Origin of the sequence: uncultured Jannaschia sp. (assembly GCF_947494055.1) — a bacterium.
GTDB lineage: Bacteria > Pseudomonadota > Alphaproteobacteria > Rhodobacterales > Rhodobacteraceae > Jannaschia.
Genome location: NZ_CANLTR010000023.1, coordinates 18,165 through 32,236 on the forward strand (window position 1 = coordinate 18,165; position 14,072 = coordinate 32,236).

At 69.6% G+C, this 14,072-nt stretch carries 12 protein-coding genes; 4 read left to right on the forward strand and 8 right to left on the reverse strand.

Features of this window, described 5'->3' with window-relative positions:
* Nucleotides 1–18: 18 nt before the first annotated feature.
* The 5 genes from Q1A87_RS15700 to Q1A87_RS15720 all read right to left on the reverse strand — a co-directional run bounded on the left by Q1A87_RS15700 (nt 19) and on the right by Q1A87_RS15720 (nt 6,282).
* Nucleotides 19–741: a DUF533 domain-containing protein gene (locus Q1A87_RS15700; protein WP_299653213.1), complete on the reverse strand. Its 723-nt coding sequence runs from the start codon at nt 739–741 to the stop codon at nt 19–21.
* A gap of 70 nt (nt 742–811) precedes the next feature.
* Entirely contained in the window at nt 812–3,169 is a 2,358-nt protein-coding gene (locus Q1A87_RS15705; protein ID WP_299653216.1) for a TRAP transporter large permease subunit, read from the reverse strand.
* 45 nt (nt 3,170–3,214) lie between these two features.
* Nucleotides 3,215–4,153: a TRAP transporter small permease subunit gene (locus tag Q1A87_RS15710; protein ID WP_299653219.1), complete on the reverse strand. Its 939-nt coding sequence runs from the start codon at nt 4,151–4,153 to the stop codon at nt 3,215–3,217.
* A gap of 161 nt (nt 4,154–4,314) precedes the next feature.
* On the reverse strand, nt 4,315–5,400 hold the full coding sequence (locus Q1A87_RS15715) for a TRAP transporter substrate-binding protein (protein ID WP_299653221.1): 1,086 nt from the start codon (nt 5,398–5,400) through the stop codon (nt 4,315–4,317).
* Between the two features lie 297 nt (nt 5,401–5,697).
* Entirely contained in the window at nt 5,698–6,282 is a 585-nt protein-coding gene (locus Q1A87_RS15720; protein WP_299653224.1) for a lytic transglycosylase domain-containing protein, read from the reverse strand.
* Between the two features lie 209 nt (nt 6,283–6,491).
* On the opposite strand from Q1A87_RS15720, the gene ssb reads away from it, so the two are divergent.
* From ssb to trpE, 4 genes are all read left to right on the forward strand, one after another.
* Nucleotides 6,492–6,995, forward strand: coding sequence for a single-stranded DNA-binding protein (gene ssb / locus Q1A87_RS15725; protein ID WP_299653226.1), 504 nt, complete (start codon nt 6,492–6,494; stop codon nt 6,993–6,995).
* Between the two features lie 22 nt (nt 6,996–7,017).
* Nucleotides 7,018–8,217 carry an aminotransferase gene (locus tag Q1A87_RS15730; RefSeq protein WP_299653229.1) on the forward strand — a complete coding sequence of 400 codons (1,200 nt, stop codon included), beginning with the start codon at nt 7,018–7,020 and terminating at the stop codon, nt 8,215–8,217.
* Nucleotides 8,218–8,287: 70 nt separating this feature from the next.
* Nucleotides 8,288–10,138, forward strand: a complete 1,851-nt coding sequence (locus Q1A87_RS15735) for a peptidylprolyl isomerase (RefSeq protein ID WP_299653232.1) — start codon at nt 8,288–8,290, stop codon at nt 10,136–10,138.
* A 1-nt stretch (nt 10,139) separates the two neighbouring features.
* The gene (gene trpE, locus Q1A87_RS15740) at nt 10,140–11,642 is read left to right on the forward strand and encodes an anthranilate synthase component I (protein ID WP_299653235.1); all 1,503 of its coding nucleotides are present in this window, start codon (nt 10,140–10,142) and stop codon (nt 11,640–11,642) included.
* Nucleotides 11,643–11,699: 57 nt separating this feature from the next.
* Here trpE and Q1A87_RS15745 read toward each other — a convergent pair whose 3' ends face one another.
* The 3 genes from Q1A87_RS15745 to Q1A87_RS15755 are packed head-to-tail and all read right to left on the reverse strand — an operon-like array spanning nt 11,700 to nt 13,845.
* Entirely contained in the window at nt 11,700–12,158 is a 459-nt protein-coding gene (locus Q1A87_RS15745; protein WP_299653238.1) for a YaiI/YqxD family protein, read from the reverse strand.
* Nucleotides 12,155–13,138: a hypothetical protein gene (locus Q1A87_RS15750; protein ID WP_299653241.1), complete on the reverse strand. Its 984-nt coding sequence runs from the start codon at nt 13,136–13,138 to the stop codon at nt 12,155–12,157. Before Q1A87_RS15750 ends, Q1A87_RS15745 begins: the two co-directional genes overlap by 4 nt.
* On the reverse strand, nt 13,135–13,845 hold the full coding sequence (locus Q1A87_RS15755; RefSeq protein WP_299653245.1) for an aldolase/citrate lyase family protein: 711 nt from the start codon (nt 13,843–13,845) through the stop codon (nt 13,135–13,137). The genes Q1A87_RS15750 and Q1A87_RS15755 overlap by 4 nt, the downstream gene beginning before the upstream one ends.
* Between the last annotated feature and the right edge of the window lie 227 nt (nt 13,846–14,072).

The window sequence follows — 14,072 nt, forward strand, 5'->3', positions numbered from 1 at the left end:
GAAGGGTTGGGATCGCGCTCAGACGGGCTTGCCCGCCGCCTGATGGAGCGAGGCGACCTCGCCCGTGTCGAGCGACAGGGCGGTCGCGAAGCGTTGCAGGAAGTCCCGCTCCGACGGCTGGTCCGGGTCGATGGCCGTGAGCGCGGCCGAATAGACCTGCGACTCGCTCCCGCGGGGCACGTCACGCGCGAGCTGCTCGGGATTGACCGGCTCGCTCAGCGCGGAGTCGAGCGCCGCGCGGTCGGCGTCGGTCTCGGCCTCGCCCAGGATGTCGTCGAGCACGCGGCGCTCCTCGGCATCGATCTCCCCGTCGGCGCGCACGGCCTGACCGATCGCGCGGACCATGACGGCGGCGGTGGCCTCGTCCTCGGGGCCGTCCTCGACGCGGCGCATCGTGTCGGCCTCGCTCTCGCCCTGCCCCATCATAGCGCCGCCGCCAGCCATCGCGGCCAGTCCGCCGAGCAGGCCGCCGAGGCCACCGGACGTGCCCGACATGCCGGCCCCGCCGGTCGATGCGGCCGTGCCCATACCGCCGGAGCCGCCGAGCATGCCCAGCATCCCGCCGAGCCCGCCGGTCCCGCCGGAACTCGCCGGGCGCTGCATGGTGCCGGCCTGGCCCGTCTGCCCGCCGGACAGCATGTCCCGTATCCCGCTCATCCCGCCGCGTGACCGGAAGGCCTGGTAGCCCTTGGCGGCGGCGAATGCGACGGCCATCCGCATTGCGGTTCTCTTGAGTGACATGACGCAAATCTCCCTCGGTCTGGTCCCCGAGGAGACTAGCGCGCCGGGCTGCCGGACCAAGGCGCCGGCATCAACCCGCCGGCAACAGGTTCGGTACGATGGTCACGATGCTCGGGAACAGCCACAGCACGAGCAGGCCGAGAACCTGGATCAGCACGAACGGGATCACGCCGCGATAGATGTGCCCCGTGGTCACGCTGACCGGCGCCACGCCCCGAAGGTAGAACAGCGCGAAACCGAAGGGCGGCGTCAGGAACGAGGTCTGCAGGTTCACCGCGATCATGATCGTCACCCATTTCGGGTCGAACGTGCCCCCGTAGATCACCGGGCCGACGATCGGGATGACGATGTAGATGATCTCGAGGAAATCGAGCACGAAGCCCAGCACGAAGAGCACCAGCATCACGATCAGGAAGACCTTCAGCTCGCTGTCGAAGGAGCGCAGGAACTCTTGGATGTAATGCTCGCCGCCGAAGGAGATAAGCACGAGATTGAGGAGCTGCGAGCCGATGAGGATGGTGAAGACCATCGACGTGACCTTCGCCGTCTCGCGCACCACCGGGCCGAGCACCCCGGAGCGCAGCAGGACCCAGCACGCGTAGAGCAGACCCAGGAAGGCGCCGTGATAGGCCACCTGTGCGATGACCATCGCGATCGCGTCACCGACGGTCGTCGAACCGACCCCGGTCCGCAGGTCGAAGTTTATGCCAAAGAGAAGCATGACGACGATGGCGAGCGAGGCGAGCAGGATCGGCGCGGCTGACGAGCCTTCCTCGCGCAGCTTGCGGTAGCCGGCCAGCATGATCGCCCCCGCCGCGCCGAGCGCCGCCGCGGGGGTCGGGTTGGTGATGCCGCCGAGGATCGAGCCCAGCACCGCGACGATCAGGACGAGCGGCGGGAAGACCACGCGCAGGAGCTCGTTCTGCGCCAGCCGCCCGACGGCCGGGACGACCCCCAGCATCGTCACGGCAAGCGGGACCGCCATCAGCACGAAGGTCGCGCCGGGCGACGTGGTCGGCCCGATCAGGAAGGCGTCGATCGCCAAGGCGAGCGCGATCCCTGCCGCGCCGATCAGGAGCCGACGGCCGTCGACAAGCGGATTCACGCCCCGCGCAACCGCGAGGACGAGACCGAGGCTCAGGAAGATCACCGCGATGCCGGTCCCGATCGGGGCGGCGTTCTGGATGGCGGCGGCGCGCACCTCGACGAGCTGCTCCTCGGTCAGGCGTTCCGCCTGCTGCACGCCCCCGGCCGCGTCGATCGCCGTCTGCTCCTCCACCGCGCGCTCCCAGGCGGCCTGCCCGTGGAGGTCGATCATCGCCGCCTCGCATTCGGGCGAGACGTTGGTACGCAGCGAGGCGGTGGCGCCGGTTTCCGAGAAGCTGCTGACGGTGACGTTCTGCGAGCCGATCACGCCAAGGGAGCCCAGCGCGACGGCCCCGAGGATGAGCGCGGCCGGCACGCCCAGATACCAGGTCAGCGCCTCGGCCCGCGTCGTCACCGACCCCCGCCCCCCCTCGATCGTGACGGGCGGCGCCTTGCGCGGATTGAGGAGGGCGAAGCCGAAGGCGTAGGCCGCGTAAAGCCCCGCCAGGAGGATGCCGGGCAACAGCGCGGCCTGGAACAGCGTGCCGACCGAGACGACGGCCGGCTCGCCCAGATAGGTCAGCGCGTCGGAGCAGCCGACGGCGGCGGCCCGCGCCTCCTGCGACGTGGCGTAGATATCACCGGCGAGCGTGCCGAGAAGGACGATGACGATCGAAGGTGGAATGATCTGACCCAATGTGCCGGAGGCGGCGATGACGCCGGTGGCGAGCTCCGGCGAGTAGCCGTTCCGGAGCATGGTCGGCAGCGCGAGAAGGCCCATCGTCACGACGGTCGCGCCGACGATCCCCGTCGAGGCGGCGAGGAACGCGCCGACGATCACGATCGACACGGCGAGCCCCCCGGGCAGCGGCCCGAAGACCCGCGCCATCGTGGTGAGCAGGTCGTTGGCGATCCTGGAGCGCTCGAGCGTGATGCCCATCATCACGAACATCAGTACGGCGAGCAGCGTCTCGATCGAGGCGCCGGCGATGACGCGCTCGTTCATGCGGTTGACGATGAAGCCGATGTTGCGGTCGAGCGCGGTCTCCCAGCCCTGCGGGAAGAGCGGCACCTCGACGCGTGGCAATTCCGGGTATCGGAAGACCGAGATCGCGTCGCGCGCGATCCCATCGGCGAGCAGGGCGGAATATTCCGGGGAGCCGGTGTTGATCGCCTGGTGGACGAGGATGCCGGCGCTGTCGAGCGCGGCGATGATGGCGAAGCTGATCGTGCCTGCGCCGGCGATGGCGAATGCCACGGGGAAGCCCGACATGATCCCGCCGAAGAGGCAGAGGAACACGATGATCAGGCCGATCTCGACTCCGTCCAGTCCGAATAGCATCTCGCGTCCCTCCGGGCGTTTCGCCGCCCTTCTCGTTCGGTGTCGTCAGTGAATCTCGGCGGCCCGCTCGGCCGTCTCGTCGCCGAGCACGTCGCGGTCGAGGAAGCGGCCGGCGCTCATCTCGCCCTCTCGCAGTTCGAGCCAGCTACGCCAGAAGAACACGCAGGCCTGCGCGAAGGCGGTGACGACGAAGGCGAGGATGAGGACCTTGAACAGGAAATAGGCGTCGAAGCCGTTCGGACTGAACGAGATCGTCTCGACGTTCCAGCGTACCGCCCGCGCCTTCATCAGCATCCGGTCGAGCGGATCGGAGGCGGACGTCGCCGGCGTGATCATGCTGCGCCAGAAGAAGAACCAGCTGTAGAGCCAGATCAGCACGAGCGCGGGCATCATGAAGACGATGACCCCCGCCATGTCGATCGCCCGCTTGGCCCGGTGGCCGACGGCGGAATAGACGAGGTCGACGCGCACGTGCCCGCCCTGGATGAAGGTCCAGGCCACGCAGAGGCAGACGATCATCGCGTTGTAGAGCTTCAGCTCCTCCGAGTACCAGGACAGGTCCCGCGTGAAGCTCGTCCCGAGGGGCCCGATGCTGATCTCGGAGACGCGGAAGATGCGCTGCAGGAAGACGATCATCACCTGCTGCAGCACCATCAAGAGCCCCGCCCAGGCCGCGATCCGGCCCAGCCAGTTCAGCGCGAATTCGGACCCGCGAACGAGGCGCCAACCGAAGCCCCGGGAAAGCCCGACGCCGATCGTAAGCAGCGCGAAGACGGTGAGGACGACGAAGAGGAACTCGACGCTGGCCCCGTAATAGACGACGCGCAGCAGCGATTCCTTGTCCTCCGGCGTCTCGAAGGCGCGTGTCCAGGCGAGCCAGCTTGCCGGATGCGTGATCGCGTAGCCGAGGTTGTAGAAGGCCAGGACGAACTGGCTGGCGATCCAGGCGATGCCGCTCCCGATGGCGGCGAGGATGTCGAGCATGGCGTCCCCCGACGTTGCGTCCCGGGGTCGCATGCCCCGGCATTGTCGGGCCGACCCCGCGGGATCGGCCCTGTTCGCGACCCGGCGCGCGGCGCACCGGGCTCGTCATATTTCGACCGCGGCCGGCCGCCGGCTGCGACCGCCCGCGATCCGGTCCCGCCTCAGATGTCGAGGACGCGGTCGCGCTGCGCGGTGAACGCGCCTTGCGACGTGCTGATCCAGCCCGCGGATTTCGCCAGCGACTCCTGGTAGCTGTCGTAGCAGGACTTGTAGAGATCGTCGCCCATCGGTTCCTGAATGACCTCCTGCGAGGCCTGGCCGAACGCGTCCCAGACCGAGTCCGGGAACTCGAGCACGCGCACGCCGCCCGATTGCAGGCGCTGCAGCGCCGCGCCGTTGTTGGCCATGAAGAGGGACATCGTCCACAGGTTGGACGCGCGCGCGACCTGCGCGATGATCGCCTGCTGCGCCGGGGTGAGGCTCTCGTAGACGTCGAGGTTGACGTTCAGGTTCAGGTTCGGACCCGGCTCGTGGAAGCCCGCCGTGTAGTAGGTCTTGGTGATCTCCTGGAAGCCGGCCTTCTCGTCCGCCCAGGGGCCGATCCACTCGGTGCCCTCGATCGCGCCGGAGGAGAGTGCCTGATAGACCTCTGCGCCCGGCAGGTTCTGGACCGAGGCGCCGAGCTTGCCCAGCACCTGACCGCCCTGGCCCGGCATTCGGAACTTGAGGCCCTGGAAGTCCTCCGGCGAATTAATCTCCCTGGCGAACCAGCCGCCGGATTGCGGGCCGGTATTGCCGGCGGCGAAGGATTTCAGCCCGAAGATGGAATAGACCTCGTCGGCGAGCTCCATGCCGCCGTCGTGGTAGTACCAGTTGTTGAATTCCTGGAACGTCATCCCGAACGGGATCTGCGAAAAGAACGACAGGGCCGGATGGTTCGACAGGAAATAGTAGTCCACGCCGTGGAACATGTCGGCCTGGCCGGACGTGACCGCATCGAACACCTCGAAGGCACCGACGAGTTCGCCTGCGGCCTTCAGGTCGACCGTGATCTGGCCGTCCGTCATCGCGGTGATCTGATCGGCGCAATATTGCGCGCTGTCATGCACGCCGGCGAGCCCGCGGCCCCAGGTGGTGACGAGCGTCAGCGTGCGGTTGCCCTGCGCATAGGCGGGGGCGGCCAGAGCGGCGGCACCGGCGGTTCCGGCACCGATCGTCGAGTTCTTCAGGAATGAACGGCGGTCCATGATCCCTCCCTTTTCGTTGTCTTGGCCGCTCCGCCCCCTCGGCGGACCGGCTGCCCCTTTCGAAGCGTGGCGGGACCCTAGAGAAATCGCCCGACGAGGCAAAGACCGAAAACGGGAGTCGTGGCGTCGCAGCAGTCTGCCCCGCACGCCGCCGGAACAGTTTCGGCGAGGAGACTGGATTGTCGCGAGCCGAGGAATACAGAGCCATCCAGCCTTTGCCGGCCGGTCACGGGGCCGTAATCACCGGAGCCTCGGCGAGGCGTTAACGTCCCGCAGGACGTCCAAGGGCCGCCGCGGCTAGCCCTGACCCAGGATCACGCGCACATAGGTCCGTGTCTCCTGATAAGGCGGCACGCCATCATGCCGCTCCACCGCGCCGGGACCGGCATTGTAGGCGGCCAGCGCAAGTCGCCAGGAGCCGAACTTGCGGTATTGCAGCGCGAGGTAGCGCGCGCCGCCCTCCAGGTTCTGCTGCGGGTCCATCGGATTCACACCCAGCGTCGCTGCCGTGGCGGGGAGAAGCTGCGCGAGGCCGAGCGCGCCCTTGTGCGAACGGGCTTGCGGGTTCCAGCCGGATTCCTGCTGGATGAGGCGCAGGAACAGGTCCTCCGGGATGCCGTGTCGCCGTGCGGCCGCGCGGGCATGGCCGATATAGGCCGAGCGCAGGTTGCCGTCGTAGCGCGGGATGGCCTCCCCCGGCAGTTCGGGCCGCGTCGGCGCGAGCCGGCTGGAATGCGCGTATTGCGAGGACAGCCGGCGGTCCATCAGCGATGTCTGGCTTTCGAACAGGGTGCCGCGGGACCGGGACGAGAAGGTCTGCGCCTCGGCCACGCCGGCCAGAAGTACGGTCGCGCAGAGCACGGCGAAGCATGTCGTTCGCATCTGTCCGGGACCCCCGTTCTCTGTCTCCGTCGCGGCGCCGTCCCACATGCCGGAACGTACGCTTCGAAGGCGTAGCCGATTCCCGTCGATCCGCCAAGTCTCGCGCCGAAGCCGTCCCCGACGTCCCGCCCGCCGCGCGATCCCGTGGACAGCCGGCGGCGGGGATGGTCAAAGGGCCGGCAAGGGAATCGGAGCAAAGCGAGGACACGATGGCCGGCAGCGTGAACAAGGTAATCCTGATCGGCAATCTGGGCCGCGACCCGGAGACCCGGACGTTCGGGAATGGCGGCAAGGTCTGCAACCTGCGCATCGCGACCTCGGAGAATTGGCGCGACAAGAATTCTGGCGAGCGGCGCGAGAAGACCGAATGGCATTCGGTCGCGATCTTCAACGAGGGGCTGGTGCGGATCGCAGAGCAGTACCTCAAGAAGGGCTCGAAGGTCTATCTCGAGGGCCAGCTTCAGACCCGCAAGTGGCAGGACCAGTCCGGCGCTGACCGCTACTCGACCGAGATCGTGCTGCAGGGATTCAACGCCACCCTGACAATGCTCGACGGCCGCGACGGCCCGCAGGGCGGCGGCGGCGGCGGCGATTTCGGTGGCGGCTACGACGACCGCGACAACGGCCGGTCCGGCGGCGGCAGCGGTGGTGGTGGTGGTGGTGGGGGCGGCTACGGTGGCGGTTCCGATCTCGACGACGAGATCCCGTTCTGAGCCCCGGCCCGGAGATCGTCCGATGCTGCGCAACTTGAACCCGCACCTTGCGGCGACGCAGGCGCCCCCGGTCATGGAGGCGCGGCGCTGGATCGAGAGCGCGACCTTCCCCGAGGACCGGCCCCTCCTGAACCTGAGCCAGGCCGCGCCGGCCGATCCCCCGCCGGAACCGATGCGCCGGGCGATGGCGGAGGTGGTGCTGGCCGACCCGTCGGTGCATCTCTACGGTGCCGTACTGGGCCTGCCTGCCCTCCGCGCCCGCGTGGCCGCCGACTGGTCCGCAGGCTACGGCGGGACGGTGCGCCCCGATCAGGTCGCGATCACATCGGGCTGTAACCAGGCCTTCACCGCCGTGCTCGCCACGCTGGCGCGGTCGGGCGACAACGTGGTGCTGCCGGTGCCGTGGTACTTCAATCACAAGATGTGGCTCGACATGGGCGGCATCGACGCGCGCCTGCTCGAGACCGGCCCAGATCTGTTGCCCGACCCCGAGCGGGCGGCGGCGCTGATCGACGACCGCACCCGCGCAATCGTCCTCGTGACGCCGAACAATCCCGGCGGCGTCGAGTATCCGGCCGCCACCCTCGCCGCCTTCCGCGACCTCGCCCGCGCCCGGGGCCTCGCGCTGATCGTCGACGAGACCTACCGCGATTTCGACGCGCGGGCGGGGGCGCCGCACGACCTGTTCGCCGATCCGGACTGGGACGACACGCTGATCCAGCTCTATTCCTTCTCCAAGGCCTACCGCCTGACCGGGCACCGGGTCGGGGCCGTCTGCGCCGCGCCGGCCCGGCTGGCGGAGGTGGAGAAATGGCTCGACACGGTGGCCATCTGCCCGAACGGGCTGGGCCAGCGGGCGGCGCTCTGGGGGATGGAGCATCTCGGCGACTGGCTCGCGGGCGAACGGGCGGAGATCCTCGCGCGGCGGGCGGCGATGGAGGCGGGCTTCGCCGCCCTCCCCGACTGGCGCCTGATGGGCTGTGGCGCCTATTTCGCCTATGTCGCCCATCCCTTCGCCGCGGAGTCCGACATCGTCGCCCGCCGGCTCGTCGAGAGTTCGGCGCTGCTGACCCTGCCCGGCACGATGTTCGGTCCCCGGCGCGAAGCGGGCGGGACCGGGCGGGCCGAGGCGACGCTGCGCATCGCCTTCGCGAATGCCGACCGCGCGGGGATCGCGACCCTGTTCGCGCGTCTCGCGGAACTCGGGCCGGACGCGATCTGACGTCCGCCTGTCGGCTTGTCACCGCCCGGCCCGTTCCCTATCAACGCGCGGACGCGACGGAGGGCGGGACATGGCCGAGGAACCGAGACGAAAGCGCAAAAAGTCGAACGCCGCCGTCTGGGTGGTATTGGCGTTGCTCATCCTCGCGCTCGGCGGGTTCGGGATCGGCGGCTTCGGCGGCTCGGTCCAGAACGTGGCCGAGGTCGGCGAAAGCGAGATCACCGTGCAGGACTACGCCAACGCGGTTCGCGCCGAGCAGACCCGGCTGCAGCAGCAGACCGGCCAGAACCTGACGTTCCAGCAGATGCAGGCCTTCGGGCTCGACCAGCAGATCATGGAGCGGCTGCTCGCACGCGCCGCGCTCGGTCACGAGGCCGACCGGCTCGGCGTGTCGGTGACCGACGCGGAGATCGCACGCCGCATCCGCGCCACTCCGGCCTTCCAAGGCGTCGATGGCAGCTTCGACCGGGAGGGCTACCGCTTCGCGCTGCAGAATGCCGGCTTCGACGAGCGCAGCTACGAGGCGCAGGTGCGCGACGACGCCGCGCGCGAGATCCTTCAGGCCGCGATCGTCGGCGGGACAGAAGCACCCGACGCCTATACGGACCGCCTCGCCGCCTGGATCGCGGAGACGCGGGACGTGACGCTCGCCACGGTCACGGAGGAGGACCTGCCCGGCGGATTGGAAGATCCGACCGAGGCCGATCTAGAGGCATTCTATGACGCCCATCCCGAGACGTTCGAGACACCGGAACGGCGTGCGATCACCTATGCCTGGGTGACGCCCGACCTGCTCGCCGCCGAGATCGAGCCCGACGAGGAAACCTTGCGGCAGCTCTACGAGGATCGGGCCGACGAGTTCCGCCAGCCGCCCCGTGTTCTGGCCGAACGGCTGGCCTTTCCCGACGAGGACGCCGCGCAGGCGGCCCGTGACGCGATCGCGGCGGGCGAGACCGACTTCGACGCATTGGTCGCCGATCGCGGGCTCACGCTCGAGGAGGTCGATCAGGGGGAGCTCGCGCGCGACGATCTCGATCCGGCGGTCGGCGACGCGCTCTTCGGCCTCGACGAGCCGGGCGTGGTCGGGCCGGTCGAGACGCCGCTCGGCCCCGCGCTCTACCGCGTGAACGCCATCCTCGACGCGACCGAGGTACCATTCGAGGACGTTCGCGACGATCTCGCCTACGCGTTCGGCATGGATTCCGCCCGCCGCCGGATCGACGCGGCGCGCGAGGACATCGAGGATCGCCTGGCCGGCGGCGCGACGCTGGAGGAGCTGGGCGCGGAGACCGACATGGTGACGGGCTCTCTTGAATGGGATCCCTCCATCTCCGAGGCGATCGCCGGCTACGAGGAGTTCCGCGAGGCCGCGACGCAGGCGCAGGTCGACGACTTCCCCGAAGTGACCTCCCTCTCGGACGGTGGCCTCTTCGCGTTGCGCCTCGACGAGGTGATCCCGCCCGCCGTTCCGCCGCTCGACGACATCCGCGAGGAAGTCGCGGAGGCCTGGCGCGCCGAGACGCTGCGTCTCCGTCTCTCCGAACGTGCGGAGGCGCTGGCCGCGGACCCGACCCCGGACGTCGTCACCGCACCCGAAAGCCTGACCGGCATCGCCCGCGATGCGACCGTCGAAGGCGTCCCCCCCGCCGTGATCCAGCGGATCTTCGACGCCGAGCCGGGCGAGATTTTCGCCGCCGGGGGCGACGATGGCCGCGCTTTCGTGGTGCGCCTCGACGCGGTCAACGCGGCCGATCTGGCGGAGGGCGAGGCCGCGGAGTTGCGGCAGGCCGTGCGTCAGCAGACCGAGAGCGAGATCCAGAGCGACCTGTTCGGCGCCTATGCCCGCGCGATCGAGCTCGAGGCCGGGTTCAGCGTCGACGCGCAGGCGCTCGCGGCGGTGCAGTCGCAGCTCGGCGGCTGAGATGATCGCCCCCGACTTCGCGACCTTCGAGGCAGGCCATGCCCGGGGCGAGAACCAGGTGCTGTGGTTGCGCCTCCCGGCCGATCTCGACACGCCGGTCTCGCTGATGTTGAAGCTCGCGGAGGCGCAGCCGCATTCCTTCGTCCTCGAATCCGTGACCGGGGGCGAGGTCCGGGGCCGCTACTCCATCGTCGGCATGCGGCCCGACCTGATCTGGGAATGCCGCGGGCCGACGAGCCGGGTGAACCGCGCCGCGCGCTACGACGGCGAGGCTTGGGAAGATGCGGGCGAACCGCTCGCGGCGATCCGTTCTCTGCTGGAGGAGAGCCGGATCGACCTGCCCGATGACCTGCCTGCCGCCTCGGCCGGGCTCTTCGGTTTCCTCGGCTACGACATGATCCGGTTGGTGGAGCATCTACCGGACGTGCCCCCAGATGCGCTCGACCTGCCCGATGCGATGCTGATGCGGCCGTCGGTCGTGGCCGTGCTCGACGGGGTGAAGGGCGAGGTGACGCTGGTCGCCCCGGGCTGGCAAGACGGCGAGACGGCAGCGCGCCCTGCCTATGCCCGCGCGGCGGAACGGCTGCAGGACGCACTTGCCGCACTCGGCCGCGCCGTTCCCGAAGCGCGCGACATGGCCGAGCCGTTCGACCTGGCCGAGCCCGCCTGCAACTTCACCAAAGCGGGTTACGAAGCCGCGGTCGAGCGCGCGCGGGACTACATCGCCGCGGGCGACATCTTCCAGGTCGTTCCCTCGCAACGCTGGACCTTCGACTTTCCGTTGCCGCCCTTCGCGCTCTACCGCGCGCTGCGTCGCACCAACCCCTCGCCCTTCATGTTCCATTTCGACATGGGCGGCTTCCAGATCGTCGGCGCCTCGCCGGAGATCCTCGTCCGCGTCTTCGGCTCGGAGGTGACGATCCGGCCGATCGCCGGCACCCGCCCCCGCGGCGCCACCCCCGAGGCCGACCGCGCGCTCGAGGCGGAGCTTCTGGCAGACGAGAAGGAACTGGCCGAGCATCTGATGCTGCTCGATCTCGGACGTAACGATGTCGGTCGGGTCGCACGGACCGGGACGGTGCGGCCCACGGAGAAGTTCGTCATCGAGCGATACAGTCACGTCATGCATATCGTCTCGAACGTGGTGGGCGAGCTGTCGGCGGAGCACGACGCGCTCTCGGCGCTGCTCGCGGGCCTGCCGGCCGGGACGGTGTCGGGCGCGCCGAAGGTCCGGGCGATGGAGATCATCGACGAACTCGAACCCGAGAAGCGCGGAATCTATGGCGGCGGGGTCGGGTATTTCTCGGCGGGCGGCGACATGGACATGTGCATCGCGCTGCGCACCGGGGTGGTGAAGGACGGCAAGCTCTACGTGCAGGCGGGCGGCGGCGTGGTCCACGACAGCGACCCGGAAGCCGAGTGGCAGGAGAGCGTGAACAAGTCGCGTGCGCTCCGGATGGCGGCGGCGGAGGCCGGGCGCTTCGTGCCGCGCGGCAATCGCTGACGGGAACGCCCGGCATGAGCCTGCGCCTCCGGCGGGGATATTTCGAAAGCAAAGACGTCAGGCGCGGGCGAGCCGGGTGAGGATGCGGTCGAGCGCGTTCTTGAAGGCGGCACGGTCGCGGGGGCCGTAGGGCCGCGGACCCCCGCCCTGCCCGCCGGTCATGCCCTCCATGCCGGGGCGGAGCTCATGCATCAGGTCGCGGGTCGCCACGGTTTCGCCGATGCTCTCAAGCGTGAACTCCCGCCCCCGCGGATCGAGCGCCGCGCCGCCGGCCTTCAGCACGCGCTCCGCGAGCGGGATGTCGGCGGTGATCGTGACGGTGCCGGGCTTGGCAACCGCGGCGATGGCGTCGTCCGCCGCGTCGAAGCCGTCGCCCGCGACGAAGAGCTTGACGAGCGGATGGTCGGTGAGGCGCAGATAGGTGCCCGCGACGAAGATCGCCTGGACGTTCCGTCGCAGCGCGGTCTCGGTGATCTCGCGCTTCACGGGACAGGCGTCGGCGTCGATCAGGATCATGCGAGGTGGCGCCCGTCGAAAGGGATGCGCAGCGTTCGCGTCGCCGTCGTGATCGCGAGCGCATCGCCGTCGGATACGATTTCGAGGATCTCGTGGCTGCCCGCGATCCGGACGATTGCGTGCGGGATCACGTGACGTCCGGGCGGCAGGCAGGTCGGCACGCCCTCGGCGGCGATGCGGGATGTGCCGGCACGCGCGACGGTGAAGCTTTCGGCCCCGGCGGAGATCGCGTCCTCGATGCCGACGAGACCGCGCTGGCCGTACCACGGGGCATGGCTGCGGGCTCCGCTCGACATCCAGACATTCGTCACCGGAAGCTGTTCCGTCCGGCGCAGCGACAGGATCGTGTCGCCCTCCGCGTGACGCGCGAGGCCCGTCCAGCCGAGACCGGGCCGGGCGACGATGGTCGCGAAGTCCTCGCAGGTCTCGCGCGGGATCTCGCGCAGGTCGCGGCCGCCGATCTCCCAGCCGTCCGACCGGGCGTTCCGGGCGAAGACCGGGGCTTCGGCGTCGAAGGTCAGGACCGCGCGAGGCGGTGGGGCGGACAATTGACCACCCGCGGCGCAATGGACGATCGGATGATGCGCGAAGCTTGCCGGCGCGGCGAGGTCGAGGATATGGGTCTGGTAGAGAACGGGATGATTGTCCCGGACCGCGATCGTCGCGGCGACGCGACCATACGGCGTCGCGCAGGTCGCCGTCAGCGCGGACGGGCTGGCGCGACGGATTTGCCAGGGGGCGTTGGCGACCGCTCCATGTATCGGGCCGCCGGCACGGTCATCGCGGCCGAAGGGCAGGCATACGAAGGTGCCGCCGAGGCGACGCTCGACCACCGGGATCGACGCGTCGGACTGGATCGCCGGATCGTCCCGCCAAGGTGCCGACCAGAGCGTATCGGCGCCGTCGATCACGAGTTCGGGCAGATGGCCGGAGCCCGGCTCCCATGCCGCCCGGATGCCGCGTGCCGACAGGTATCTCACAGCAGCGCGCGCAGACCTTGCGCCAGCACGACCGCGTCGCTGCCGAGGGCGACCGCCCGTGCGCCGGCGCGAGCCCAGCGTTCGGGATCGGCGGCGAAGATGCCGGCGGGCGTGCCGACCGCAACCAGCCGCGCGATCGCGTTCTCGAGGACTGCGATCACCGCCGGGTCGGACGGCGATGCCCCCATGTCGGCCGAAAGGTCGCCGGGTCCGAAGAACACGCAATCGACGCCCTCCACCGCGGCGATGTCTTCGAGCGCGTCGAGCGCGGCGCGGCTCTCGGCCTGCACCCAGACCGAGATCTCCGCATTGGCCTGCGCCTCGTAGCCGGAATCGAGCGAGTACATCCCTGCCCGTGCGAAGGCCGCACCCTTGCCGCGAATGCCGTCGGGCGGGTAGCGGCAGGCGGCCACCGCCGCGCGGGCTTCCTCCGCGCTGTTCACCATCGGCACGAGGACGGTGCGGGCGCCGAGGTCGAGCACTTGTTTCAGGAGCCACGCCTCGTTCGCGGGCACCCGCACGATCGCGTCGGGGGCCGCGATCAGGCGGCGGCGGATGTCGCCCGGGTCCCAGGCACCGTGCTCGCCGTCGATGACGATCCAGTCGAAGCCCACGCGCGCCGCGAGGTCCGCCGCCTCCGGGCCCGGCAGGTTCTGCCACAGGCCGCGCGTGACGCCGCGGGCGAGGTTGTCTCTGATCGCGTTCATGGACAGGGGCGTGGCATGCCCCCACCCGCTCTGCAAGTCCGGGTGGACCCGCGCGGACGCAACAATCCATCCACTGCGGCACGCGTGCGGCAATTTTCTCCGAATAGGGCGGTTGACGCCCCCGGCCCCGTCGGTATGGTCGCGCCAGTGGAGATGACGATGACACGACTTCTCGTAATTATTGGAACAGGGTGCATGGGTCGCAGATAGCGACGACCATATCGGTA

Excerpts from the sequence above, each read along its gene's own strand:
- trpE (WP_299653235.1), top strand. The coding sequence starts at position 10,140 with ATGATCGCCCCCGACTTCGCGACCTTCGAGGCAGGCCATGCCCGGGGC.
- Q1A87_RS15715 (WP_299653221.1), bottom strand. The coding sequence starts at position 5,400 with ATGGACCGCCGTTCATTCCTGAAGAACTCGACGATCGGTGCCGGAACC.
- Q1A87_RS15720 (WP_299653224.1), bottom strand. The coding sequence starts at position 6,282 with ATGCGAACGACATGCTTCGCCGTGCTCTGCGCGACCGTACTTCTGGCC.
- Q1A87_RS15735 (WP_299653232.1), top strand. The coding sequence starts at position 8,288 with ATGGCCGAGGAACCGAGACGAAAGCGCAAAAAGTCGAACGCCGCCGTC.
- Q1A87_RS15710 (WP_299653219.1), bottom strand. The coding sequence starts at position 4,153 with ATGCTCGACATCCTCGCCGCCATCGGGAGCGGCATCGCCTGGATCGCC.
- Q1A87_RS15755 (WP_299653245.1), bottom strand. The coding sequence starts at position 13,845 with ATGAACGCGATCAGAGACAACCTCGCCCGCGGCGTCACGCGCGGCCTG.
- Q1A87_RS15700 (WP_299653213.1), bottom strand. The coding sequence starts at position 741 with ATGTCACTCAAGAGAACCGCAATGCGGATGGCCGTCGCATTCGCCGCC.
- Q1A87_RS15705 (WP_299653216.1), bottom strand. The coding sequence starts at position 3,169 with ATGCTATTCGGACTGGACGGAGTCGAGATCGGCCTGATCATCGTGTTC.
- Q1A87_RS15730 (WP_299653229.1), top strand. The coding sequence starts at position 7,018 with ATGCTGCGCAACTTGAACCCGCACCTTGCGGCGACGCAGGCGCCCCCG.
- Q1A87_RS15745 (WP_299653238.1), bottom strand. The coding sequence starts at position 12,158 with ATGATCCTGATCGACGCCGACGCCTGTCCCGTGAAGCGCGAGATCACC.
- ssb (WP_299653226.1), top strand. The coding sequence starts at position 6,492 with ATGGCCGGCAGCGTGAACAAGGTAATCCTGATCGGCAATCTGGGCCGC.